The sequence below is a fragment of the Paenibacillus liaoningensis genome (assembly GCF_059609455.1).
On sequence record NZ_JCAALU010000020.1, the window covers coordinates 78,928 to 105,047 of the forward strand.

Below are 26,120 nucleotides of genomic sequence, written 5' to 3' on the forward strand. Positions count from 1 at the left end.
GGAGAGATCAAGGAATGAATAGGGAGAAAAAGCCCCTTGTTGCGCTGCTGCTGTCCATGCTTCCCGGTTTCGGCCATGCATATATGGGGCGTCCGATAAGGTTTGTGCTATATGCGGCAGGAGGATTTGGACCTCTTGCGCTTCTGATTCTAATAGCAATCGCGGATCATATTAATGACGATACGGCCTTTGTTCTATGCTTGCTGTCGTTTCTCTTCTGGGGCATCAATATGCTTGATATGATTGTAACGCTCATTGGCAGGCGGCAGCCGCATCCGAATGAGGCCGCCTATGGTGTGGGCGCACCTCCAAGTCCAGATCAGATGTACAGCAACCTGCCGCCGGGAGCGATGCGCGCACAAGCAGACATCTTAACCTACAGCGAGCAGAAAGAGCGTACGAACACGCTGCTGCTCTCCATCGTTCCCGGTTTGGGCCATATGGCGCTTGGGCTGATGCAGCGGGGCATTGCCTTTCTCGTTGCATCCATCGGCTTATTCGCAGTTGTTATTTTTATATCGATGGTAACGGGAACAGGAGAGTTTCTTATTTTCCTGCTAGGCGTGCCCGTCATCTGGATTTACAGCATTTTTGATGCTTCACAGCAGCTGCATCGCAAGAAACGGGGCGAGCCCTTGGAGGATCGGCCGTTTTTCGAAGAGATGGAGGAGTACATGAACAAGGGGCGCAAAAATAAAGCGCTCGCTGCAACGCTGTCGCTCTTTCCCGGTGCAGGGCATCTATATCTCGGGCTTCAAACACGCGGCCTGCAAATTATGGCAGGCTTTCTCGCCTCCGTCTATTTAATGGATGCGATGCGGCTGTCGATGTTTCTATTCCTTATGCCGCTATTCTGGTTTTTCGCTTTCTTCGATGTCATGCGGCAGCTGTCGACTGAACCGCAGGAAGGCTTAAAGGATCAAGCGATTATTACGCAGTTTGCTCCTTATCAGCGCTGGATCGGCATCGGTCTGCTGCTGATCGGGCTGTATTTTATGGGTGATCGTGTTCTGGCCGAATACGCTGCGAATTATTTTCCAAGATGGTATGCCCAGTATCAAAATATAAAATATAATTTGCCAACCGCCCTTATCGCCTTTGTCATGATCGCCGCTGGGCTGCGCATGGCATTTGGCAGAGGATTCCAACGAAATAAGGGGCTTCCCCCTAAAGATTGGACACCAACGGAATCGCTGCGGAAGGGGAAAAGCGAATGAAGCAGTGGCGTGTAGGCACGCTTTCGATGGGCGTTGCCTTATTATTGATGGGAATCGCTGTGGCGGTTTCCATCTGGAGCGGCACGGGGGCATACGATATGCTGCTGTGGGTGGCACCGCTTGTTTTTATTTTGCTCGGAGCAGAAATTTTATTGTACATTTGGTTTGCGGGCAGCGAACGGACGACGCTTCGTTACGATTGGATCAGCCTATTTATAGTAGGGATGATCGGAAGCTTCAGCCTAGCGATGGCGGGCCTGATTTCAACTGGGATTTTGGATGAATTCCGCGGGGCGATGCGCCAAATGGAACGGACGGCACTGATCGAGACGGCGCCTATTTCCGTGCCGGAGAAGGTCGATAAAATCGTCGTGCAAGCGCTCCGTCCGGTAAGTGTAGATCAAGTAGACGGCGGAAAGGTGCAATTGCTGGGGCAGGTACAGTACTGGGCTGCAGAGCCGATCGATACATCGGAGCAGCTCGTTAGCACAAGCATAGTGGGATCGGTCATGTATGTCATGGTCGGCGAATTTGATCGGCATAACGGACCGATTCAGTCGAATATGTATAACGCTCAAATGACGCTGGTATTGCCGAAGTCTATCGAAATCGAGCAGCGCGGTTTTTAAGAACTCATCGATTATATAAAAAAGAACGATAAAACGCTTGCTCCAGATAACAACCGGAGCAAGCGTTTTATCGTTCTAGCGGGAAAGCGGCAGCCAGTCGAGGACGCGCTGGATATTGCGATCCCAGTAGCCCCACTCATGCATGCCCGGCTCCTCGTCATAGGCGAGAGTCAGCCCATACTCCTCCATCGCTGCCTTGAAGCGAAGATTATCTTCATATAGAAAATCTTCTGTCCCGCAGCATTGGTAAAACTTCGGCTGCTGTTCAGGAGCCAGCGCAGCTGCAGAGGCTAAAAGGTTAAACAAATTGCTTGGCCCAGCCTCCAGCTTCTCTATGCTGCCGTACAACCGTCCAAACTCGCCTTCATCCGTATAAGAGAAGTCGGGATGCTGGAGACGGCTCACAACATCAAGCGCGCCAGAAAGGCTCGCCGCAGCTGCAAAGCGTTCAGGATGATGCAGTCCCAGCTTGAACGCGCCATAGCCGCCCATCGAGAGGCCGGCGACAAAATTGTCTTCTCTGCGAGCTGACAGCGGGAAGAAGGAGCGGGCCACACGCGGCAGCTCCTCGCTGACAAAGCTCCAGTAGCGGCCGCCCTGCTCCATGTCTGCATAAAAGCTGCGATGCACGCCAGGCATGACGACAGCGATCCCTTTGCTGGAAGCATAACGTTCAATCGACGTATAACGCGTCCAGGCGGTATGGTCGTCGGACAGCCCATGCAGCAAATAAAGCACTGGATATTTGTAATCTGTTCCTTCCTTGCGGGAAGAAAGGTCAGCTAATGACGGCTGCGGCAAAATAACCGACATCCCGGTCGAGAAGCCCAGCTTTTCTGAGTAAAAATCACATTGAAACAAGGCCATTGCGATGGAACCTCCTTGTTAGCACTCTTGATAGCCTATTCACATCGTGAAAGCTGCTGCGTTTATTTAATGCCGGAAATCGAATAATTCTCAATAATTTGCTTCTGGAAGAAAATAAATACGATAACGACTGGCAATACCATAAATGTGGAGCCTGCCATTTGCAAAGCATAGTTGCTGCCATGCTCTCCCTTAAGCAAAGCCAGCCCGACGGATAGCGTGTAAAGCTTCTCGTCATTGGCGATAATGAGCGGCCATAGGAAGCTGTTCCAGCCGCCGATAAACGTCAGAATGCCTTGAATCGCAAGAATGGCTTTGGAGATCGGAAGCACGATTTGAAAGAAGGTGCGCACTTCGCTTGCCCCATCCAACCGGGTTGCTTCCAGCAGCTCGTCGGGAATCGTGGACATAAACTGGCGAAACAGGAAGATGCCAAATGCGCCGACAAAGCCCGGAAGCACGATGCCGACCATCGTATTCGTCAGATGCATTTCATTGAGCAGCAGGTAAACAGGAATCATCGTCACCTGGCCGGGAATCATCATCGTAGCGAGTACGAGATAGAACAGCTTATCTTTGCCTTTGAACTTGAACTTGGCGAATGCATAACCAGCCATTGCGTTCAGGAACAAGCCGATAAAGGAGAAAAAGACAATCAGCAGCGTATTGCTCAAATACGTGCCAAAATGCATATTGACGAACAGATTGCTAAAGTTTTCGAACGTAATATTTTTCGGCCACAGTGTTGGAGGCAGCTGCTTTACCTCGCTTTCCGTTTTGAATGCCGACATAATCATCCATACGAACGGAAGCATCATTACTATCCCGCCGCCAGTCAGCAAAATGCCGAGCAGCCATTGAAGGGCTGTGCCGCTTTTTGTTTTCGGTGCCATAATTATTCCCCTCTCCTTTCCTTAAACATCTGTTTCCTTGTTCTGGAACTTAAATTGAATGAGCGTAATGACGATTATGGAAATAAATAGTATAAAGGATCCTGCCGCAGCATATCCGAATTTGCTGTATTGGAAGCCGTTGTTGTAAATGAACAAGGCTACGGACATCGTGCCGTTAAGCGGCCCGCCTTTGGTCATAATGAGCGGCTCTTCGAAAAATTGAATCCAGCCAATCATTGTGGTGATGGAAACGAAGAAAATAGCATAACGCAACAGCGGAAGCGTAATCGTCCGCATTTGCTGCCAGTTGCTAGCTCCGTCAATTTGTGCAGCTTCATAATAAGAGCGTGGAATGCCCTTGATAGCCGCGATAAAAATAAGCATATTCAGACCGATCGCCCGCCATAAGGCAAGAATGATCAGCGAGATTTTAGCGATAATCGGATGCTGGAGCCACTGGACATCTGGAAGATGCACAAGGTTCAGCAAATAGTTGAACAAGCCAAGCGATGGGTTGTACAAATAAGTCCATACGACCGCAACGGCAACGACGTTGGTTACGGACGGCAAATAGTAAATAACGCGGAACGTTGTAAATACTTTTGATTTGCCGAAGTTAATCAGCAGCGCAATCGCTAGCGATAGGGCGATAACGGACGGAACGCCAATAATGACATAATAAAGCGTGTTGGTAATCGCTTGGAGAAATAAGGGATCAGTCAATACGTCCAAGTAGTTTTGCATGCCCACAAATGAAATGTTGGATACATCGGCAAGGCCGGCGAGATCCATATCTGTAAAGCTGATGACCAGCGCAATAACAATGGGCAGCAGGGAGAACATAGCAAGCAAAATCAAAGTTGGCGCAATAAAGAAATAAGGGGTTTTATTATTCAATATGCCTTTCATCGGCTAAGTCACATCCTTTAAATTTACGCTTGAGCGCAAATGGACAATAATAGGGATAACCGGCAACCCTACCCAAAAGCAGCTGCCGGCTAAAAGATTATTTAATTAATTTTTCGGCTTCAACGTTCAAAGCGTCCATTTCCGTCTGCACGTCAGCGTTAGCGCGATAAATTTGCTCAAAGTGTGATACATATTTTTGCGAAATTTGGTCATAAGCGGTGAGAGCTGGCGTTGCTTCAGCATGCTTGAGCTGCTCCCCGATAACTTGAAGGTTAGGATCAGCAGTCATGGAAGCATCCTGCCATACGCTTTGTACAGCTGGAAGCGCGTCGGACAGCTCTTTCCATTTCAACTGAACTTCTGGTTTGCTCATGTAGGCAATAAACTTAACTGCCGCTTCTTGGTTTTTGCTGTATTTGAATACAGTCAGATCAGAACCGCCAAGAATCGAGTTGTTGTTCGCAGAACCGGATGGAAGAACGGCTGTTGCCCATTTGCCCTCGATATCAGGCGCTTGCTCTTTAATTGGCTTGATCATCCAAGGTCCGCTGATGAACATCGGGATAACACCGTCGCCAGCAAAGCCTTGAACGGCATCAATGCCAAGATCTACAGGAGAAAGCTTCTCTTGATAGAAGCTGCCTACATATTTTACAGCGTCAACGAATTCCGGTTGATTGAACAAAGGTTTATTTTGCTCATCAAAAATCTTGGAACCGTTCTGGCGGGCAAACATAATACCCAGCGTCGGCTCGCCTGGAACGAGGTCAATGCCGTATTTGCCTTCGCCGCGTGCAGTCAGCTTCGTTGCTGCATCCTTCAGCTCATCCCAAGTAGCAGGCGCTTTGTCATAGCCTACTTCTTTCAGCAGGTCAGTACGGTAGAACAGGACGCGAGTTTCAGCATACCAAGGAATACCGAACGTTTTGCCGTCAAATTGCGTTGTATTTACGATACCGTCGAAAAAGTTCTCCGGTTTAAATTCAGGATATTGGTCGATGTAAGGCGTCAAATCAAGCAAAGCGCCCGCATTTGCAAATTCCGGCATCCAGGAAGTACCCATTTGCAGCACGTCAGGACCGGATTTGGAAGCAACAGCTGTCAGCAGCTTGTCATGCGCCGAGCCCCAAGGAATAACTTGCACATCTACTTTAATGTTCGGATTGTCTGTTTCGAATTGCTCGGAAATCGTTTTGAGCGTCTGCTCTTGGTCGCCCATGCCCCAAACTTTAATGGTGACAGGCTGATCGCCAGTAGCGGCTTCGCCAGTTGTATTTGTATTATTGGATGAGCACGCTGTCAAAATACCTGAAAGCAGCATGGTGCTGATAAGTGCAGTTTTAACGGATTTATTAAACATTCCAATCTTCCTCTCTTTAAGAAGCAGTAATTTAAGGTGCAGTAGCTTAAGTAAATGATGACTCTATTGTTGTCGGTTTATGCAATGGTGTTGTCATTAAAGCAGCTGGCTTCCTTCTGAACATATCCCTTAAGCGACATGCCCCCCCTCTCATATTCCTGAAAAGCTCCCCTTAATATATAAGCCTTATGAAACATAGAAACGTTTCGATTTTAGATTATACGCGATTGCATCAGAAGATGCTAGTGACTATAGAAACGTTTCGATGTCATTATAAAACAGAATGTAATCGTATTCAACACATTTTTTTTGGCTATTGAAATTTACTTCTGGGGCGTTAAAATGATAATAGAAACGTTTCACTTATATAAAATTCGGGTAATGGGAGCAATTGACGGGAAGTTGAAAACGTTCTATAATCCTTTTAGTTGTAAAATAGAAACGTTTCGATTGATTTCGGCAAATGCCGTCAATCTGCATCAACTTCGCTGGTATCAGCTGTTTATTATGCGTTTATTGATGAAAGCCTATGTATACAAATAAGCAAGCGTAAACGACTGAAGCCGTCCTCTGGCGGCAATGCTACCGTTTCGCGGTGAAATATAAGCTGATTATAAGGGTGAAACTTATAAATTCTTATATTTTAAAAAAGTCAGGAAAGTGAGTGATGAACATGACAGCAGCAAGCACAAGCAGCTTTCGAGTAGAGGCCGGGCCATTAGCATTCACCTTTCTCAGCAGCGGCGATCTTTATCAAATTACCCACAACAACACGATGATTAATCAGCTTCTATCCAATGCGGTAGACGGTTCACTCAATAATATATATTTGCGTTTGCATCGTGAATCGGGCATTGCAGCCTTTCCACTGCTTGGTGTGCGATCGAATAGCCGTGTCTCCTATAGTGCAAATCAAGTCGTATGGGCAGGAGAAGCGGAGGGCGTTCGTTACCAAGTTCGTTTCCTACTGTCGGAAGCAGGCGTATGGTTCTGGGATGTAAATGTAGTTGGCAATGGCGAGACGGTGGATGTGATCTACGGTCAAGATATCGGGCTGGCTGACCAAGCTGCTGTTCGCAGCAATGAAGCTTATCAATCGCAATACATTGACCACTCCGTATTTGAGGACGGGCAGCGCGGTTATGTCGTCTGTTCCCGCCAAAATATGCCGCAAAGCGGCAGCTTCCCTTATTTGCAGCAAGGGGCATGGACAGGGGCGGCTGGCTATTCGACAGACGGCTTCCAGTTCTATGGCTTGAGCTATAAGGAAACGGATATTGCTGAAGCATTGACCAAGCCATCATTGGCTAATGAAGTTTACCAATATGAATTTGCATATACAGCTTTGCAAACACCGCTTGTTAAGGTGGACGGCGAGCAGAATGTTGTTTTTTACGGCTTGTTTAAAGCCAATCATCCTGAGGCTGTAACGTCGCTAGCCTTTACGGCGGAAGTGCAGCAAGCGTGGGAGCAAGTTTGTGCTGCGCCTGCTTTACAATCGCAAGATGCGAATCCGGTACGCAAAGCGGAGGCTATTGGTTCCCCTTTACAAACGGTATCGATGACGGCGGAAGAGATTAACGGCTTGTTCCCTGAACGCTCGCAGGAGGAGTATGTGGGAGAGTCTCTGCTTTCTTTTTTCACTGCGACCCATGAGCATGTTGTATTAAAGGAAAAAGAGCTGCTCGTTGAGCGTCCGCATGGCCATATTCTAATGACGGGCGGCAATGACCACTTGCACACGCATGTGCTGACGACGACCTCGTATATGTACGGCCTGTTCAATTCGCAGCTGGTTGTAGGCAACACGACGTTCCACAAATGGGTGACGAATGCCCGCAACGCGCTGAATGTGCCGAAAACGTCGGGACAGCGCATTTATGTAGAGCTGGATGGCGTATATCGTCTGCTTACGATGCCTTCGATGTTTGAAATGGGCTTTAACTTTGCAAAATGGTATTACAAAACGTCCGATGATCTCATCATCATTACGAACTATACAACCGTAGACACGCCGGAAGTTCGGATGCATGTTCGCTCGACAAGCGGAAGAAAGTACCGTTATCTGGTCACGAACCAAGTGTTGATGAATGATAATGAATATATTTTGCCGTATCAAATGAACAAAAATCAGGATTGGCTTGAATTTACGGCCGATTCGGCGGCGCTGAGCGCAAGTGTATATCCGAAGCTTCGCTACCGTCTGCGTGTGGATGGAGCGGAGATGACTGTTGCGGATGAGCAAAAGCTCGTAACGGGAATGGAGTCTGGCGGCGCATCGCTAGTCGTTCTGGAGCTAGGCGCAAGCAGCGAATGGACGGCTACGGTGCAGGGCTTGCTGCAAGGCGAAGAGCTTCCAGCGGCAACCGTTAGCGTAGAGGATGCAGAAGTGCAGGCACAGGCTTACCGTGCTTTTTACAAGCGGGTGATGAATGGATTTGAGCTGACGCAAAAAGGCGGCAATACCGCTGAAGTAGACAAGTTCAATACGCTGGCATGGTGGTACACACACAATATGCTCGTCCATTATTCGGTACCGCACGGGCTAGAGCAATATGGCGGCGCTGCATGGGGAACACGAGATGTTTGCCAAGGGCCGACCGAATATTTTATGGCGATGCAAAATTACGGCGCAGTTCGCGAAATATTGCTGACGGTATTTTCCCATCAGTATGAGGAAGACGGCAATTGGCCGCAATGGTTTATGTTCGACAACTACGTGAATATACAGCAGGAAGAAAGCCACGGCGATATTATCGTATGGCCGCTCAAGGTACTGAGCGACTATTTGACTGCGACGCAGGATTATTCCGTGCTGGAGGAGCAGATCCCTTATACGACGAAAGAAGGTTTTGCTTTCACATCGCATACGGCATCGCTGCTTGAACATGCGCAGAAGGAAATCGCCTATATTAAGGGACATTTCCTGCATGACACCCATTTGTCCTCCTACGGCGATGGCGATTGGGATGACACGCTGCAGCCTGCCAACGCCCAGCTTAAGCAGTATATGGTGAGCAGCTGGACAGTAGCGCTGACGTACCAGGTGTTTACGCACCTGTCTGCGGCCATGCAGACGCACAATAAAGAGTGGGCGGCAGAGCTCGGAGCATTGAGTGCGGGCATTGAAGCAGATTTCAATCGTTATATGCTGCAAACCGATGTTATTCCTGGCTTCTTGTACATGGAGCAGCCAGATAAAGCGGAACTGATGCTGCATCCATCGGATGCGGTAACAGGCATACAATACCGCCTGCTTCCGATGACCCGCAGCATGATTGCTGAGCTGCTTACAGCTGAGCAGGCCGAGTCGCATTATGCGCTTATCAAGCGCGAGCTTTACTGCCCGGATGGCGTCCGGCTGATGAACCGTCCGGCGAAATATACCGGTGGTGTAAGCACGCATTTCAAGCGCGCTGAGCAGGCGGCGAACTTTGGACGCGAGGTAGGGCTGCAATATGTACATGCCCATATCCGGTATGTAGAAGCAATGGCTAAGCTCGGCAAGGTAGATGAAGCATGGAATGGACTTACAATCATCAACCCGATTGGTTTGAAGGATGCTGTGCCTAATGCGGAGCTTCGCCAAAGCAATTCTTATTTCAGCAGCTCGGATGGCAAATTTAATACGCGTTATGAGGCGCAGGATCGTTTTGCACAGCTGCGTGATGGCTCTGCTCCGGTTAAAGGCGGATGGAGAATTTATTCCAGCGGACCGGGGATTTATATGAACCAGCTTATAGCAAACGTGCTTGGTATCCGCCAAGTGGAAAATAAGCTGATCGTTGATCCGGTGCTGCCACAGTCGTTGGATGGCCTGCAATTCGATTTCGAATATCAGGGCGCTCCGATTACCTTCGTTTACCATTTGAATGGCGATAGCGATGCGACTGTGAAAAGTGTGAAAATAAATGGTAATGAAATGGCAGCTGTACTCGGCTCCAATCGTTATCGTGCGGGCGGTTTGGAAATTTCTCCGCAGCTGCTGAAGCAGCATCAAACAGGTGAAACGACGATTATCGACATTTTCATGTAAGGACTAAGTGTACGGCGATTCGTTTCGGATCGCCGTATGCACATAAGTCGAGGCAACTTTAATCTGTTATGATATAGTTAATTAATCAGGAATATTTTAAAATATAAGTGTTTATAAGTTTAAATGCCTTTAATAGGCTTTTATATAATCTCGGTTTATATTTTTACGCGAAACGAGCTTTTTCCATTTGAATGGAAAAGCCGTTTACGCTTGAAATCTAAGGATAATAAGGGGAACCTCTTATTATTAGGCTTATATTTCTACGCGAAACGAGCTTTGCTACCATAGGTAGCTAAAGCCGTTTACGCTTGAAGTAACAGATTGGAGAGAGTGCAGTGGTCAGTATTAAAGATATCGCTAAGAAAGCTGGTGTCTCGATATCGACGGTTTCCTACGCGCTGAACGGCAGCCCGAAGGTGACAGCGGAGACATGCGCCAAAATTTTAGCTATAGCCAAAGAGTTGAACTACGTGCCGAATGCGGCTGCCCGTACGCTTAAGACACGCGAGACTAAAATTATTGGCGTATATTTGACCGACTTCAGTGGGGCCTTTTATGGGGATTTGCTGCAAGGGGTGAATGAAATGCTGCACCGCAAAGGCTATGATACGATTGTATGCAGCGGCAAGCGTTCGCATCGCATGCTTCCAGAGCGGATGATTGACGGTGCAATTGTGCTCGATGCCACGTTCGATAGCACAGAGCTGCTGCGGTACGCGGAGCTGGGGCATAAAGTAGTTGTGCTCGACCGCGAGCTGAACCACCCGAATATTAATCAGGTACTGCTTGATAACAAGGCAGGAGCTACACTTGCGATGGAGCATTTGCTGGATCGGGGCTTTCGCAAAATCTATGCGATTATGGGGCCGGAAGAGTCTTATGACGCAGGTCAGCGGCTGCAAGCGGTCAAGCAGGCGGTGGAGCGCTGCGATGACTTGACGTTTGAAGCCATTGAAGGCAGCTTCCGCAAGGAATCCGGCGAGGAAGCAGCTAAAAAAATATTGGCTGAATACACAGAGCCGGCTGCTGTTTTTTGCATGAATGATGAAATGGCGATTGGCCTGCACAACTATGTATCCCAGACAGACTATGTCGTGGGCGAGCATATTCATATTATCGGTTTTGACAATGTGGAGCTGGCCTCGTATATGCAGCCAAAGCTGGCCACGATTGATTATTCCAAACATAAATGGGGAGCGCTTGCATCTGAGCAGCTGCTGAAAATCATAGCCGGAGAGCCGGTCGAGAACGAGCGAATTTATGTGACGCTGGTTGAAGGCGACTCTGTTGGCACAAATAAAGAGGCTAGCGCCCAGCGCTAGCCTCTTTCCTTGTTGCAGGGCAGATACAATATACAATGCACCTATCAAAACTATTTCGTTTTCTCTGGCTCCTCGAACGTCATGCCTTTCAAGTCGACGGTCACTTTCGTCATTGAAAGCGGCTCATTCGGACGATCCTGGCTATTCGTCGGCTGGTTGACGATTTGATCAACCGCATCCATGCCTTCAATAACGGCGCCAAAGGAAGCATATTCGTTATCAAGCGTTGGCGCATCCGCTACCATAATGAAAAATTGGGAGCCGGCGGAGTTCGGTTCACCCGTTCTCGCCATGGAGATCACGCCGCGCGTGTGCTTCAAATCATTTTGAAAGCCGTTTGACGTGAATTCCCCTGGAATCGAATAGCCAGGGCCGCCGGCGCCTGTTCCATCCGGATCGCCGCCTTGAATCATAAAACCTTGAATGACACGGTGAAAAATCAACCCGTCATAATAGCCTTTTTGGACGAGCGATATAAAATTGTCAACTGTATTCGGTGCAATTTCCGGATACAGCTCAACTTTAATGTAGGTGTCATTGCTCATCTGAATCGTTACGACCGGATGCTTGTCCGAGTCAAGCAGATTGGCTGATGGGCTGGATGAAGGCTCAGCCGATGCAGCAGGTGCCGAAGACTCGCTGGACACGTTAGCTGCCGATCCAGCGGCTCCTGAGCTGGAATTGCTGCCTGTACCGCTTCCTGCGCCGCAAGCGGATATAACAAGCATCATGGCTGCCAGAAGCAGAAGCAGCGAAAAAGCTTTTTTGGTGCTTTTCATTTTCAACATGTAAAGGGTTCCTCCTAAAATGAATGTAGAGACACAGCGTAGCAGCTGTCTAATCAGGCTAAAAGCTATTCCAAGTGTACTATAGCCCTATTGGAAAATAAAGCGAAACAACAAGAACCCCCGCCAGCACTCAGGGAGCGCCATCGGGGGTTCTTGTTGTTATGCGTAAGCTAACCTACAACGTTGTAGGACATAATCCAGATAGAGCCTGCAACGATGGTGAGCAAGATGACGAGCCCGAATATAAGTGCCATCGTATTGTAACGCGGCTTTTCCTCGTCTCTTAAATGCATGAAGAAGAACAATTGAACGACGAATTGCAAGGCTGCCATAATCAGAATGACGATTATCGTCAGCTTCTTGCTCAGCATATCGTTCATGACGATGACAATCGGGATAATCGTCAAAATAATCGACAATACAAACCCGATGACATAGGATCTCATGGAACCATGTGATTCATGAGACGGGGAATGCGAGTTGTGGTTATCCATGCTACATCACCCCCATCAGATAGACGACCGTGAGGACGAAAATCCAAACGACGTCCAAAAAGTGCCAGTACAAGCTAATAATATTAACCTTGCGCTGTGTTACTGGCGTAATGCCGCGACGGTACAATTGAATCATCAGCGCGGTCATCCATACGATACCGACCGATACGTGAAGACCGTGCGTACCGACAAGTGTGAAGAAAGCAGACCAGTAAGCGCTAGTGCCGATTGTTACGCCTTCGTGTACCAGCTCAATAAACTCGCTGACCTCCAAATAGATGAAGGCAAGACCGAGAACTGCGGTAACGGCGAGCCAGCCAATAAGGCCTTTCTTATTGCCTCTGTGCATTTGAAGCACAGCGATACCGCTTGTAAAGCTACTTGTAAGCAAGATGAACGTCTCGGCGATAACGCCAGGCATCTTGAACATTTCGTCGGCCGTAGGGCCGCCATCCGTGCTGAGTCGAAGTACGACAAATGTTGCAAATAACGTACCGAACAAAATAACGTCGGTAATCAGAAACATCCAGAAGCCGAATGTTTTGAGTGATTCATGTTCATGCTCATGGTGCTCGTCATGATGACCGTGGCCGCTATGGCCGTGCTTATCATGACCGGTTACTGCTTGTGCCATTATTTTGTCCCTCCTAATGCGGCTTCCGTCCGCTCGATCTCATCTACAGGAATGTAGTAGTCGGTATCGTAGCTGAAGGAACGTGCCAGCATGCAAATGGCAACGCCGATTGCGCCAGGTATAATCATCCATTTCCAATCCCATACGAACCCGAAGCCCATAACGAAGAAGGAAACGGAAATCAAAAATGGAATGGCGGAGTTTTTCGGCATATGAATCGGCTCAAGTGGAGCAAGCGGCTTAGGCTTTCCGCCATTTGCCAAACGCTGCTTCTCTTCCCACCAAGCATCCTCGCTGTCTACAACCGGAACTCTTGCAAAGTTATAAAGCGGTGCAGGAGATGGAATCGACCATTCCAGCGTACGGCCATCCCATGAATCGCCGGTTGGCTCTTTTTTGTAAAACTTGATGCTGTGCGCGATTTGCCATACTTGGAACAGGAACGCCAGACCCATAATAAACGCGCCGACAGTAGAGACGATGTTAAGCGGCTGCCAGCCCATATCAAAGTTGTATTCGTTGAAACGACGGGTCATCCCCATCAAGCCAAGCGCGTACTGCGGCATGAAACAAACGTAGAAACCGATGTTCCACAGCCAGAATGCCCATTTGCCAAGGCCTTCATGCAGCTTGAAGCCGAACATCTTAGGCCACCAGTAGTAAAGTCCGGCGAAGTAACCGAATACGACGCCCCCGATCAGCACTTGGTGGAAGTGGGCAATCAGGAAGTAACTGTTGTGGAACTGGAAGTCAGCAGGCGCGACAGAGAGCATAACCCCGGTCATACCGCCGACGATAAAGCAAGGAATAAAGGCGATCGTCCAAAGCATCGGCGTTGGGAACGTCAGCTTGCCTCGGTACATCGTAAACAGCCAGTTAAATACTTTAACCCCTGTAGGAATGGCAATCAGCATCGTCGTTACGGCGAAGAAAGCATTGACGTTCGCGCCGGAACCCATGGTGAAGAAGTGATGCGCCCATGTAAAGAACGAGAAGAAGCTAATCGACATCAGGGCGAATACCATGGATTTGTAACCGAACAGCTTTTTCTTCGAGAAAGCCGATACGACTTCGGAGAAAATACCGAACGCCGGCAAAATAACGATATATACTTCGGGATGTCCCCACATCCAGATGAGGTTGATATACATCATCGGGTTGCCGCCGCCATCGAGCGTAAAGAAGTGAGCGCCGAAGTAGCGGTCAATAAACAGCAGGAACAAAGTAACGGTCAAGATTGGGAAAGCAAACATAATTGTAATACACGAGGAAAGTACGGACCAGACAAACATCGGCATTTTCATCAGCTTCATGCCTGGTGCGCGCATTTTCAAAATCGTTACGACAAAGTTAATACCGGTGGCTAAGGAGCCAATACCGGAAATCTGAATGCCCCAAATATAGAAATCTTGTCCTAGACCCGGGCTTCCTGACAGCTCGGAAAGCGGTGGATAGGCCAGCCAGCCTGCATCCGGCGAACCGCCGATAACGAAGGAAACGTTAAACAGCATGGCGCCAAAGAAAAACATCCAAAAGCTGAGCGAGTTCAGGAACGGGTAGGCGACGTCGCGCGCGCCGATTTGCAGCGGCACAACGATATTGAATAAGCCGAACATAAGTGGCATCGCCATAAATAAAATCATAATAACGCCGTGCGTTGTAAAGATCGCATTATAGTGATCGGCGTGGAGGAACTCTACCTGCGGCACAGCGAGCTGCACCCGCATCAGCAGGGCATCGACGCCACCACGGAAAAGCATGAGAATCGACGCGATAATATACATAATGCCGATCCGTTTATGATCGACGGTGGTCAGCCATTCCGTCCATAGCCAGCGCCATTTTTTGAAATACGATAGGGCGAAAACGACGGCAACCATGGACAAGCCGATGGATACCTGTGCTCCAAGTATGAGCGGGTCGCCAGTGATGAAAAAATCATTGAGCAAGAAATCGATTAGATTCTGAAACATGCGGCGTCTCCTTTCGTCTTGTGTTTAGTGTGAATGCTCGTTCGTTGAAGATTCTTGGTCATGATTCATATCCATGCCGTCCATATCTTTCATGTCCATATCACTCATATCCATGTCGTGATCCTTGTTGGTGTCTTCTTCTGTAGCTGTGGAGCCGCCATGATGATGGGCAGAGCCGCCTTCGCCAATGTATTGCATCACGACTTTCTGGAACAGTCCTTCAGGGAAGGAGGAGAACGATTGCACCGTCTCAACGCTTGGCTCAGTAAGCTTCTCAAAGCCTTCTTGTGTCAGCGCTGGGGCGGTTGTCTTCACCTCTTGAACCCACGCTTTATAATCATCCTCGGAAGTTGCCTTCACATTAAAGGTCATTTGGGCAAAATGCTCCCCAGTGAAGTTGGCGCCCGAGCCATAATAATTGCCAATCTCATCTGCTTGCAGATAAAGCGTCATAGCCATGCCGGACATCGTATAAATTTGGCCGCCCAGCTGCGGAATCCAGAACGAATTCATCGCCGTATCCGAAGTCAGTCTGAACTGAATCGGAGTGCCCTCTGGAATTTGAAGGTAGTTGACTGTAGATATGCCCTCTTCCGGGTACATGAACAGCCATTTCCAATCCAGCGAGGTCACTTCAATCGTTATCGGTGCTTTCGCGGAAGCAATCGGCTTGGATGGCTCCAGCTCATACGAATACTTGACCGTTACGATTGCCAGAATAGCGATAACTACAATTGGAATACTCCACCAAATAATCTCCAGCTTCGTGCTGTGATTCCAGTTCGGCTGGTAGGGAGCGTTGTTGCCTTTTTTGTCACGGTAGCGCCATACGATGTAGCCGGTCAAGATCAGAACGGGCACGACAATAACCAGACAGAGGATCGTTGAAAAATAAATCAAATCCTTCTGGCTCTCGCCAATTGGCCCTTTTGGATCGAGCACCAGATACTGCTCGCCGCAGCCAGAGAGAAGAACGGCCATCAGCATGATGAGCAGGGGTGTCAATACACGAATATAACGTCTCAAATGGTTCAACTCCTTGGATATACTCTTAGCCTTAACATTAGCAGAAGTTACGGAGAATAACTGCTGACTTAACAATTACGTCAACAATTCGTCTTTTTTTTGTAATAGAAAGTTCACCAGTTCGACAATTGTCTTTGTCGGGCTCTCTAAAAAGCTCCGGCTTTATCTAAGGTGAAACGGCTATCTCCGTCCTTTGGCGGTTTGCGCGGGCTAAGGCTTGTCCTGCTGCATGAATCCTATCGTCATAATTATGGCTGCATTAAATAGGTTGAAAAAAATAAAAAGCCTCACTGTCAAATCGACGGTGAGGCTTTAAATTGTACGTTCTCAATGGCTGTGCTGCTTCAGCACGGTTACTTCTGTTCTTCTTCAGCCTGCTGGGCCCGTCTTGCATGCACAAGGCCAATGGCAGTGCCAATGGTGTAGATAAATACGCTGCCTACCATAAATCCGAGCCCGACCATAAGCCATACGTTCTTATCGCTGAAGTGGCTGAGATTTATTAAGCAAAGGACTACGCCTACTGAGAGAACGGTCCAAGCGATGATGGTCATTGCGGTTACTAAACGTTTCACACTAGCTGCAGTTGCAGATTTAACGTCGCTGATTGTTGCTGTTTTCGTTGTCATTATAAACACCCCGTTTACTTGTAAGTGCTTTCTTGCACTCATTATAACACACTTTATGCGAAATGTTCAAAGAAAATTCACGATTTGATCAAATTTCCGACAAAATTAGGGGAAGTGCCTTTACTTTTAGGTTTTTGTATTAGTCGTGCTGCCACCAGCGCTTCAAATCATTCCACCAGGATTTTCGCTCCTCGGCAGCTTTGCTCTCTCCTGTTCCCTGAACGGAGGTGTCCCCGGGCTCTCCCGATGCTTCGCCGCATACTTCGACAGGTTCTGTGCCTTTGACGAAATATTCGAGCTGCTTCGCCGAGCAGGTGGCTTCTGCCAGCTTGCCGCTGGCGGGATCGACGTAGACGCTGACGACATCCTCCGGTATCGGAAAAATTTTCGGCGGAACCGCCGACAGCGCCTGTTCGGTATAGGCGGCGAAAATCGGCGCTGCGCGGTGCGCCTCGGCAACGGTCAGCTTGCGGCCTTTGTCAAAGCCCGTCCAGACTGCTGTAGCCAGCTCTGGCGTATAGCCAACGAGCCAAGCATCATTAGCGGTCGTGCCTGTTTTGCCAGCGACAGGCCGTTTAATCATGGCCGCTACCCGATTTCCTGTACCTCCGGTATCGAAGACACTCTCCATCAGGCTGGTCAATACGAACGCATTTGCGGGATCGACAACCTGCTCGGCTTGTTGCTTCGCTTCATATAAGATGTGTCCGCTGCGATCCTCTATTCTTGTAATAGCGATCGGTTCTACCCGTTTGCCGCCGTTAGCCAGCACAGCGAAAGCCGAAGCCATCTGGTAGGGGCTTACCGGGAAGGTGCCCAGTGCGAGCGATGGCAGCGGGCTCATCGGGCTGGTTATGCCCAGCTTGCGCGCCGTCTCAATGACTTTGTCCGCGCCGACCGCCATAATCGTATCTACAGCGTAAATGTTATCGGAGCTGGCAATCGCCTGCCGCATCGTAATAAAGTCATTGGTGTACTTGTCATTATAATTGCTCGGCTTATACACTTTGCGTCCCTCATCATAGATGAAGGAGGTCGGCTCGCTTTTGAAGCGTGAAATGGGCGTCAACAGCCCGTTTTGGAGCGCGGTTAAATAAACAATCGGCTTGAAAGAAGAGCCGGGCTGGCGTGTATCCGCAAATACGCGGTTAAATTGATTGTTCTTGTAATCCCTCCCGCCAACCATGGCTTTAATGTAGCCATTGCGCGGATCAAGCGAGATGAGCGCTGCTTGCTGACCGTCACTGTCCGCCAGCTCCTTGTCGACGGCGGCTTCGGCAGCATTTTGCGCCACAGGATCAAGGGTTGTATAAATCGTAATGCCGCCTTCGTTCAGCAGCTGCTCGTTGATGCCGAGCTTGTCTACGGCTAAATATTTCACATAATCGCGAAAATACGGTGCGAATCCGGTCTGGTTGCCGGCTCCGAGCGGCTGGAATTGCAGCACCTCTTTATAAGCCTTACCCGCTTCCATCTTCGAAATCACACCATCCTCGGCCATAATGGACAAAATGGTAAGCTGCCTGTCCTTGGCGTTTTTCATATCCATGTATGGGGAATAGTATTTGGGACCCTTCGGAATGCCGGCCAGCATGGCGCTTTCGGCGAGCGTCAATTCCGATGCTTTCTTATTAAAATACAACGACGCTGCCGCCTCAATGCCATACGCGCCATGCCCGTAATAGATTTGGTTCAAATAGAGGCCCAAAATTTCGTCCTTGGAATAATGCATCTCCAGCTGAATCGTATAGATCGCTTCTTTGAATTTGCGCTGCCACGTTTTCTCATGCGTTAAATACAAATTGCGGGCGAGCTGCTGCGTCAGCGTGCTGGCGCCTTGCTTGGCTGATAACGAAACGGTATTCGCCACGATGGCGCGTCCCAGCCCTTTGATGTCGAAGCCAGGGTGGTCGTAGAAGCGCCTGTCTTCAATTGCAATGGTCGCCTTCACCAGATTGGGGGATATTTGATCGAGCGGGACGGAACGGCGATTTTCGCCCGTATGGAATGTATCGATAACCTGGCCATGCAGGTCGAGCATTTGGGAAGTTTGGCTTATGGATGCCGCAGGCAGCGACTGCATGCTTAAATACAGCAGTGCACCGACAAAGCAGGCGGTCAGCAGCAGAAACAACGCGGCGAGCCGCCCCGCCCATTTTTTAAATCGATAAAAGGCAGTAGGCTGCTGGACCATTCCGGGTACCTGATGCTGGGGCGTCTGATGCCGGGATGCTTGCTGTGCGGATGCTGGGGCCGCTTGTGTGCGCCGGTTTCGGTTCAAGCTTGGACGCTGGTGGAGTCTAGGGAAAAACCGTTCAGAAAACGCAGAAAGCTTGCGTCTTAAGGACGGCTTGGCGGGCTTGATTTTGTGCTTGTTCATGGAGCGTGCTCCCTTCGGATGAACGATCATTCCTCATTAGTATGGAAAAAGCAGGGAGGCTATATTCATCCTATGTTAGCGGAGTGTTAATTTTTTGGGCGGATATGGTTTAAAAGGTTGCTTTTTGACCTCGTTCTACTATAATACAGATTGAACCATTGACGGAAAGAAGGGATATCACGCTATGGAATTGTGGTACACGGAGAAACAAACTGACAGCTTCGGCATTACGGCGAAGATTAAAGAAACTTATGTTACGGAACAAACAGACTTTCAAAAGCTCGATATGATTGAGACGGAAGAATTCGGAACGATGCTCGTATTGGATGGCATGGTTATGACGACAGTGAAGGATGAGTTCGTTTACCACGAGATGGTTGCTCACCCGATCCTGTTCACGCACCCGAACCCTGAGCATGTGCTCGTCGTGGGCGGCGGCGACGGCGGCGTTATTCGCGAAATCATGAAACACCCTAAGGTGAAAAAAGCAGTCCTCGTTGACATCGACGGCAAAGTTATCGAATATTCGAAAAAATATTTGCCGACTATTGCTGGCGAGCTGGACAACCCGCGCGTAGAAGTAATCGTGAATGATGGCTTCATGCATATCCACGATCACAAAAACACGTATGATGTCATTATGGTTGACTCCACAGAGCCAGTTGGCCCTGCAGCCAACCTGTTCACACGCGGCTTCTATCAAGGCATTTACGAAGCGCTGAAGGAAGATGGCATTTTCGTTGCTCAGACGGACAACCCTTGGTTTAAAGCGGACCTGATCCAAAGCGTCAACAAGGATGTGAAAGAAGTGTTCCCAATCGTGCGTGTATACGGTGCGAACATTCCTACGTATCCAAGCGGCCTGTGGACATTTACGCTGGGCAGCAAAAAATACGATCCGCTTGAGGTTGACGAAGCGTCGATCGCCGAGATCGATACGAAATATTACACTCCGCGCCTTCACAAAGCGGCATTCGTGCTGCCTAAATTTGTGGAAGACCTGATTAAATAAGCAAACGTACAGAAAGCGAGGACAAGCCCTCATGAAACTCGATCAAAAATATTCCGGCAACGTCTTCATCCTGAGCTCTGAGGATTATGCGGCTTCCAAAGCAGTCATCTACGGCATGCCGATGGATTTCACCGTCAGCTTCCGTCCAGGCTCGCGCTTCGGCCCTCCGCGCATTCGCGAAGTATCGATTGGCCTGGAAGAATACAGCCCGTATCTTGACCGCAGCCTCGAAGAGATTGAATACTTCGATGCAGGCGACCTGCTGCTGCCATTCGGCAACGCGGCACGCAGCCTTGAAATCATCGGCGAATTTGTGCGCGGCGTACTGAACGATGGCAAAATGCCAGTCGGAATGGGCGGCGAGCATCTCGTATCTTGGCCGATTTTCCAAGAGGTGTATGCGAAATATCCGGATCTTGCGATCATTCATTTTGATGCGCATGCGGATCTGCGTGAAAGCTACGAAGGCGAGCCTTTGTCGCACTCCACGCCGCTGCGCAAAGCAGCAGGACTGCTTGGCGGCAAAAACATTTACCAATTCGGTATTCGTTCGGGCTCGCGCGAGGAGTTCCAATATGCTCGCGAGAACATTAATTTCCACCCGTTCGAGGTGCTGGAGCCTTTGAAAAAAGTGCTTCCGGAGCTGGCAGGACGTCCGGTTTACTTGACGATCGACATCGATGTGCTTGATCCTTCGGCAGCGCCGGGCACGGGCACAGCAGAAGCAGGCGGCATCACATCGAAAGAGCTGATAGAAGCGGTTCACGCTATCGCGGCTTCCGGTGTGAACGTTGTGGGCTGCGACCTTGTCGAGGTAGCGCCAGCTTACGACCCGACGGAGCAAACGCAAATCGTTGCGGCGAAGGTCATTCGCGAAATGCTGCTTGGTTTTATTAAGTAGCACTTGAATATAAATAAGCAGCACTTGAAATCAGAAAGAAGCTTGCTCTGGCATAGATTGCCGGGGCAAGCTTCTTTTTCATTCGGACTCAGGATTTCTACTTCTGAAATGAAGGCTATTTCGTGATTTCACCGCTTCGCCGTCAGCTTCTGCCCGCCCGGTATTTCATTGTTGGCGATCATTTCGCCGAATGGGCTGATGAAGGAAGGGTGGTGGCTTCCTGCTTCCACGCGGTTTAAAGGCAGCTTCGGAAAGAGCAGCTCGGCTGTTCGGTAAGCTTCCTCCAGATGCGGATAGCCTGACAAAATAAACGTTTCAATGCCCAGCTCCGCGTATTCTTTCATGCGTGCAGCTACGCTGTCCGGGCTTCCGACCAGGGCCGTACCTGCGCCGCCGCGAACAAGTCCGATGCCCGCCCACAGATTAGGGCTGATCTCCAGCTTGGAGCGGTCGCCGGCGTGCAGCTGCGCCATCCTCTTCTGGCCCTCAGAGTCCATTCTGGCGAAAATTTGCTGGGCAGAAGCAATCGTATCTTCATCTAAATGCTGAATCAATTCATTTGCAGCCTTCCATGCTTCTTCATCAGTAGAACGGACAATGACATGCAGGCGAATGCCGAACCGCAGTGTTCGGCCCTGTGCGGCTGCGAGCTTCCGCATCCGGGTGATTTTTTCCTCGACCTGCTGAGGCGGCTCGCCCCATGTTAAATACACATCGACATGCTCGGCTGCGACCTCCATGGCTGCTTCCGAGGAGCCGCCGAAATAGAGCGGAGGGTAGGGCTTTTGAATCGATGGGTACAGCGCCTTGCCTCCTTCGATCCGGATATGCTCGCCTGCAAAATCCACCGATTCCCCTTCGAGCTCCTTGCGCCACACCTCCAAAAACTCGTCCGTCAACGCATACCGATCATCGTGGCTGAGGAAAAGGCCGTCTCCAGCCAGCTCTACGGGATCGCCGCCCGCTACGACATTAATCAACAATCGACCGTTGGAGAAGCGGTCTAGCGTCGCGGACATGCGTGCGGCAAGGGTAGGCGATACGAGCCCGGGCCTGACCGCCACCAGAAATTTCAACCGTTCTGTAACGGGGATGAGGCTGGAGGCGACGACCCAGGCGTCCTCACAGGATTTGCCCGTCGGCAGCAAAACGCCGCTGTAGCCGAGCTCATCCGCTGCTTGGGCAATTTGCTTGCAATAGGAGTAGCTGACGGCCCGCGCTCCCTCGCGTGTTCCTAAATATCGCCCGTCGCCATGTGTGGGAATAAACCAGAATATTTCCATGCCGTAGTGGCCTCCTTTATTAAAATCGTTGCTTTATCGCAAGCTTGTCATTCAGCGCTTGCTGCTTTCCTTAAGCAGCCGCCAGACGGGGTCTGTCAGGCTTTCCTTATCAAAGCCGAGATATTGGTTGGCATAAGCCCGGACGGGATCGCCGGCATAGAAACGCTCATACAGCTCATGCCGTGACCCGAGCGGACTTCCGACCAAATCCCAGGCCAGCTTGAACAACTGGACCTTCTTCTCGGCGCTGACGGAGGCACCCTCAAAATAAAGATGCATCAGCTTCGAGATGGGGCCATAAAAGTCCTCGACGCCTGCGGGTGCCTGCACAAACCCGCCGCCACCGACCTGCTGGACAATTTCAATGGCTCGCGGGTAAAACTTCGTTCCAATATTGCGAGCTGCATCAATGTAGGAAATATCCGGAACGAGCACGCCGGCAGCATCGGGCCGGGCCTGTGTCTCGGAGGCGATGACAAGCGCCTTCATGACCGAAATTTGTGTCAGCAGCTCCCCGAGCTTTTCCTGCACATGCAGAAAGCCATTGGCGCCAATCGCCTCCGCAATCGCGAATGCAATGCCGGTTACAAATTCGAGCTTGGCGACATAGCGCACAACATTTTGATGGAAAGCCAGCGCATTGGCTGTCTTGTTCGCTCTGAGCGCGAGCACCTTCTCGGAATCGCCGTGCAGCAGCACCCTTTCCCAAGGAATGAGCACATCATCGAAAAATAGCACCGCATCCATCTCGTCATAACGGGAGCTCAAAATATGATTCTGCTCTCTGCCGTCCGCGAAGGATTCCCGGCAAACAATATGCAGCCCTGGCGAGTTAGCCGGTACGATCAGCACATGAGCGTGCTTGCGCTCCTCAGACTTGAATTTAAGAAAGGAGAAAATGAGGAAATCATGGGTATAGGGCGCGCCTGTCGCAATCATTTTGGCACCCCGTACGACGATGCCTTCGCTCGTCTCCTTCACCACATGCAGAAAACGTTCAGAGATGCGGCTGTCTTCCAAACTGCTGGATCGGTCAATCTGCGGGTCGATAATGGCGGTAGTCAAAAATAAATCCTGATCCCGCGCTTTCTCATAATAGGCGGTGATTTTGGATTCGAAATGGGGATCAAGCTGACCCAGCTCGGATCTTGCCGCATACCAGCCGGTTACCATCGACCGTGCATAGTCGGACAGCCTGCTCATCATGCCGTGCGTCTCCTGTGACCAGAAAGCAAACGACTCGCTGCGTTTCGCAAGCTGCTCGGAAGTATAGGGCACAAGGAAGGAGCTGTGGGCATAGCGGTCGGTCCCTGAAACTTGAAAGCCGATTTTATCCCGCACTTCCGGGTCGTCGAGTTGATTAAATAAGGTTTTGATTGTCTCAAGCGTGCCTTTGAAGGCTGGATGGGCAGGCAAATCACTTAGCTTCTCTCCTCCAAGCCATACGCTTCTCCCATCATTCAAGCTTTGAAGAAAATGTCCTCCCCGCACTGAAGCTGGTCTCCTTTCATGGGTAAACCCTTGCTTTTTTAATCTCGCAAAAACCAATTGATTTAGTTTGATTTATTTATTATTATAGCTAGTAACCTGAAGGCAGCAACAAACAATCTGCCTGCTTTTATTGCTAAACCAACATTAAGCGGCCATATGTTGCCGTGCTTTGCCCATAGCCTATTTTTCCAACATATTCAATTCATGTGTCGGACTAAGCGGAGGAGGACTGAAGTTCATCAGATGGAACATTCAAACGCTCATTCTGTTGATCGCCGTATTCAACGCACGCGCCAGACGATTATCGATGCATTTGTGAAGCTCATGATGGAGAAGGAGTTTTCAAGCATTATCATTAAGGATATTACGGAGAAAGCCAATGTGAATCGCTCAACGTTCTATGCCCACTATTTGGATAAGTATGATTTGCTGGATAAAATCGTGGAACAAAAGTTTTCTGCCCTGCGCATTCTTATGGAGCATGAGCTCGCGAAGCCGGAGCGCGAGCAGCCGGGTTTTGAAGCGCCTGATCCTTATTTTCTCGCTTTATTCGAGCATATTGCGGACAATGAAAGCTTCTATAGCGCGATGTTTGCTAAAAAGCCGAGCGAAGCTTTCGGGGTGAAAATGGCAGATGTCATTCGGGAAAGCTGCTATGCCCAAATATCAGCGATGAGCCTGGAGAAGAAGATGATGGTTCCTATGGACTTGCTGCTCGATTATATGAGCGCATCCATTATGGGAATTATCCAAAGCTGGCTTGACCAGCGGATGATTTATTCCCCGCGTTACATTGCCCTCCAGCTTACACGCCTCTCCCTTTCGGGAACGTATGCGGCAATGGGGCTGCAAAAATAAGCTCACTACAGATTCAGCTGCAAAGTGGATTATTGTTTTGATCCCTGCTATTCCATACGCTAAATGTAGGATATCCAACAAATTCGCTATAAATGGCGGTTGCATTGCTAGCGTGATTAGCTATTATAAATATCAAATACGATTAATTTTATCGGAATTAAATGCTTTCTTTTTTTAAAAACGTTTCATTATCAAAAACTGCCGATTAGACCACTAAAGGCACCTGATTTAAGTAAAGCTTCAGGTGTCTTTTTCGTGCGCAAAAATTGGGCCGCAAGGAGGGATAGCGCAGGCTATCCTCTTGACTAAAAAATCAGTAGAGGTGAGTAAAAATGATTTTGAAATTTGCTTATTGGGTGCCAAATGTAAGCGGAGGCTTGGTCATCTCCAAAATTCCGCAAAAAACCGGATGGTCGTTCGATGATAATGCGAGATATGCGCAGATTGCAGAAGAAGCGGGCTTCGAATTTGCGCTGCTCCAGACCCGTTTCATTGCCAGTTATGGAGCAGACAATCAGTTGGAGGCGATTAGTCTGGCTTCTGCGCTGGCGGCAGTGACCTCAAAGATTAAATTGATTGCGGCTGTATTGCCGGGTTTATGGCATCCGGGGACAGTAGCCAAAATGATTTCAACTATTGATCATATCAGCCATGGAAGGGCTGCCGTTAACATCGTCAGCGGCTGGTTTAAGGGAGAGTTTCATGGCTATGGCGAGCCATGGCTGGATCACGACGAGCGCTACCGCAGGTCGGAGGAATTTATCCGCGTGCTGCAAGAGCTGTGGTCGCAGGATGAAGCTTCCTTCCGCGGCGATTTCTACCGCCTTAACTCCGCACCCCTGAAGCCGAAGCCGAGCGTCATTCCACCCGTATTTCAAGGTGGCAATTCCTCGGCAGCACGAAAGATGGCCTCTCTAGTATCGGATTGGTATTTTATGAATGGCAATACGATCGACGGCTTCAAGGCGCAAATTGATGAGGTTAAGGCGGCTGCGGCGGCTAATAATCGTGAGCTGCGAGTAGGGGCAAATGCATTTGTCATCGTGCGGGATACGGAAGAAGAGGCCAGGCAGGTGCTGAGGGACATTATTGCGTATTCGGACCCCGAGGCTGTAGAAGGTTTCCGCAGTCAAGTGCAGTTCGCCGGGAAAGCCTCGCCTGAGAAGGAGGGGATGTGGGCGAACTCGGATTACAACGATCTGGTGCAGTACAACGATGGCTTTAAGACGGGTCTCATTGGCACGGCTGAGCAGGTGGCTGACAAGATCATCGCGCTAAAGGCCATTGGGGTGGACCTCATTCTGACCGCCTTTCTGCATTACGATGAAGACATTCAAGCATTCGGCGAAAAAGTGATTCCTCTCGTTCGGGAGAAGGAAGCAGCGTTGCTGAGCGTAGCATCCCAATAATAAGAAACT

General features: G+C 49.5%; 21 protein-coding genes. 8 read left to right on the plus strand and 13 right to left on the minus strand.

Annotation, left to right across the window (positions count from 1 at the left end; genetic code table 11):
- The first annotated feature begins 14 nt into the window (after positions 1–14).
- Together AC6B99_RS27430 and AC6B99_RS27435 are read left to right on the plus strand one after the other, a co-directional pair.
- Entirely contained in the window at positions 15–1,217 is a 1,203-nt protein-coding gene (locus AC6B99_RS27430; protein ID WP_056035073.1) for a hypothetical protein, read from the plus strand.
- Positions 1,214–1,846, plus strand: a complete 633-nt coding sequence (locus tag AC6B99_RS27435; protein ID WP_496664726.1) for a hypothetical protein — start codon at positions 1,214–1,216, stop codon at positions 1,844–1,846. The genes AC6B99_RS27430 and AC6B99_RS27435 overlap by 4 nt, the downstream gene beginning before the upstream one ends.
- Before the next feature lie 75 nt (positions 1,847–1,921).
- On the opposite strand, the gene AC6B99_RS27440 is transcribed toward AC6B99_RS27435, so the two are convergent.
- The 4 genes from AC6B99_RS27440 to AC6B99_RS27455 form a co-directional block, all read right to left on the minus strand.
- Entirely contained in the window at positions 1,922–2,713 is a 792-nt protein-coding gene (locus AC6B99_RS27440) for an alpha/beta hydrolase (protein ID WP_496664727.1), read from the minus strand.
- Between the two features lie 62 nt (positions 2,714–2,775).
- Positions 2,776–3,606, minus strand: a complete 831-nt coding sequence (locus AC6B99_RS27445) for a carbohydrate ABC transporter permease (protein WP_056035064.1) — start codon at positions 3,604–3,606, stop codon at positions 2,776–2,778.
- A gap of 21 nt (positions 3,607–3,627) precedes the next feature.
- Positions 3,628–4,515, minus strand: a complete 888-nt coding sequence (locus tag AC6B99_RS27450) for a carbohydrate ABC transporter permease (protein WP_056035061.1) — start codon at positions 4,513–4,515, stop codon at positions 3,628–3,630.
- A 97-nt stretch (positions 4,516–4,612) separates the two neighbouring features.
- Positions 4,613–5,875: a sugar ABC transporter substrate-binding protein gene (locus AC6B99_RS27455; protein ID WP_056035058.1), complete on the minus strand. Its 1,263-nt coding sequence runs from the start codon at positions 5,873–5,875 to the stop codon at positions 4,613–4,615.
- 673 nt (positions 5,876–6,548) lie between these two features.
- On the opposite strand from AC6B99_RS27455, the gene AC6B99_RS27460 reads away from it, so the two are divergent.
- Positions 6,549–9,911: a GH36-type glycosyl hydrolase domain-containing protein gene (locus AC6B99_RS27460; RefSeq protein WP_494883080.1), complete on the plus strand. Its 3,363-nt coding sequence runs from the start codon at positions 6,549–6,551 to the stop codon at positions 9,909–9,911.
- A gap of 335 nt (positions 9,912–10,246) precedes the next feature.
- Positions 10,247–11,233 carry a substrate-binding domain-containing protein gene (locus AC6B99_RS27465; RefSeq protein ID WP_494883035.1) on the plus strand — a complete coding sequence of 329 codons (987 nt, stop codon included), beginning with the start codon at positions 10,247–10,249 and terminating at the stop codon, positions 11,231–11,233.
- Positions 11,234–11,283: 50 nt separating this feature from the next.
- On the opposite strand, the gene AC6B99_RS27470 is transcribed toward AC6B99_RS27465, so the two are convergent.
- The 7 genes from AC6B99_RS27470 to AC6B99_RS27500 all read right to left on the minus strand — a co-directional run bounded on the left by AC6B99_RS27470 (position 11,284) and on the right by AC6B99_RS27500 (position 18,971).
- Positions 11,284–12,012, minus strand: coding sequence for a peptidylprolyl isomerase (locus AC6B99_RS27470; RefSeq protein ID WP_056035227.1), 729 nt, complete (start codon positions 12,010–12,012; stop codon positions 11,284–11,286).
- Positions 12,013–12,191: 179 nt separating this feature from the next.
- Positions 12,192–12,515 carry a cytochrome o ubiquinol oxidase subunit IV gene (gene cyoD / locus AC6B99_RS27475; protein WP_056035051.1) on the minus strand — a complete coding sequence of 108 codons (324 nt, stop codon included), beginning with the start codon at positions 12,513–12,515 and terminating at the stop codon, positions 12,192–12,194.
- 1 nt (position 12,516) lies between these two features.
- Complete coding sequence (cyoC, locus tag AC6B99_RS27480) at positions 12,517–13,149, minus strand: cytochrome o ubiquinol oxidase subunit III (RefSeq protein ID WP_494883033.1); 633 nt, start codon at positions 13,147–13,149, stop codon at positions 12,517–12,519.
- Positions 13,149–15,122 (minus strand): cbb3-type cytochrome c oxidase subunit I, encoded by a 1,974-nt coding sequence (locus AC6B99_RS27485; protein ID WP_056035045.1) that lies wholly within the window; start codon positions 15,120–15,122, stop codon positions 13,149–13,151. Before AC6B99_RS27485 ends, cyoC begins: the two co-directional genes overlap by 1 nt.
- Before the next feature lie 24 nt (positions 15,123–15,146).
- Positions 15,147–16,109 (minus strand): ubiquinol oxidase subunit II, encoded by a 963-nt coding sequence (gene cyoA, locus AC6B99_RS27490; RefSeq protein WP_496664745.1) that lies wholly within the window; start codon positions 16,107–16,109, stop codon positions 15,147–15,149.
- A gap of 392 nt (positions 16,110–16,501) precedes the next feature.
- Positions 16,502–16,777, minus strand: a complete 276-nt coding sequence (locus AC6B99_RS27495; RefSeq protein ID WP_056035225.1) for a hypothetical protein — start codon at positions 16,775–16,777, stop codon at positions 16,502–16,504.
- Positions 16,778–16,916: 139 nt separating this feature from the next.
- Positions 16,917–18,971 (minus strand): transglycosylase domain-containing protein, encoded by a 2,055-nt coding sequence (locus tag AC6B99_RS27500; RefSeq protein WP_056035222.1) that lies wholly within the window; start codon positions 18,969–18,971, stop codon positions 16,917–16,919.
- Between the two features lie 370 nt (positions 18,972–19,341).
- On the opposite strand from AC6B99_RS27500, the gene speE reads away from it, so the two are divergent.
- Positions 19,342–20,169, plus strand: a complete 828-nt coding sequence (gene speE, locus AC6B99_RS27505) for a polyamine aminopropyltransferase (protein ID WP_046229590.1) — start codon at positions 19,342–19,344, stop codon at positions 20,167–20,169.
- Positions 20,170–20,200: 31 nt separating this feature from the next.
- Positions 20,201–21,070: an agmatinase gene (gene speB, locus AC6B99_RS27510; RefSeq protein WP_046229589.1), complete on the plus strand. Its 870-nt coding sequence runs from the start codon at positions 20,201–20,203 to the stop codon at positions 21,068–21,070.
- Between the two features lie 128 nt (positions 21,071–21,198).
- On the opposite strand, the gene ssuD is transcribed toward speB, so the two are convergent.
- Positions 21,199–22,353 (minus strand): FMNH2-dependent alkanesulfonate monooxygenase, encoded by a 1,155-nt coding sequence (gene ssuD, locus AC6B99_RS27515; RefSeq protein ID WP_496664728.1) that lies wholly within the window; start codon positions 22,351–22,353, stop codon positions 21,199–21,201.
- Between the two features lie 51 nt (positions 22,354–22,404).
- A complete protein-coding gene (locus AC6B99_RS27520; protein WP_496664729.1) occupies positions 22,405–23,844 on the minus strand; it encodes a 4-hydroxyphenylacetate 3-hydroxylase family protein in 1,440 nt (479 codons plus the stop codon).
- A 243-nt stretch (positions 23,845–24,087) separates the two neighbouring features.
- Here AC6B99_RS27520 and AC6B99_RS27525 point away from each other — a divergent pair, with 243 nt between their 5' ends.
- A complete protein-coding gene (locus tag AC6B99_RS27525) occupies positions 24,088–24,702 on the plus strand; it encodes a TetR/AcrR family transcriptional regulator (protein WP_056035037.1) in 615 nt (204 codons plus the stop codon).
- A gap of 332 nt (positions 24,703–25,034) precedes the next feature.
- Positions 25,035–26,111, plus strand: a complete 1,077-nt coding sequence (gene sfnG / locus AC6B99_RS27530) for a dimethylsulfone monooxygenase SfnG (protein ID WP_496664730.1) — start codon at positions 25,035–25,037, stop codon at positions 26,109–26,111.
- Positions 26,112–26,120: the final 9 nt, after the last annotated feature.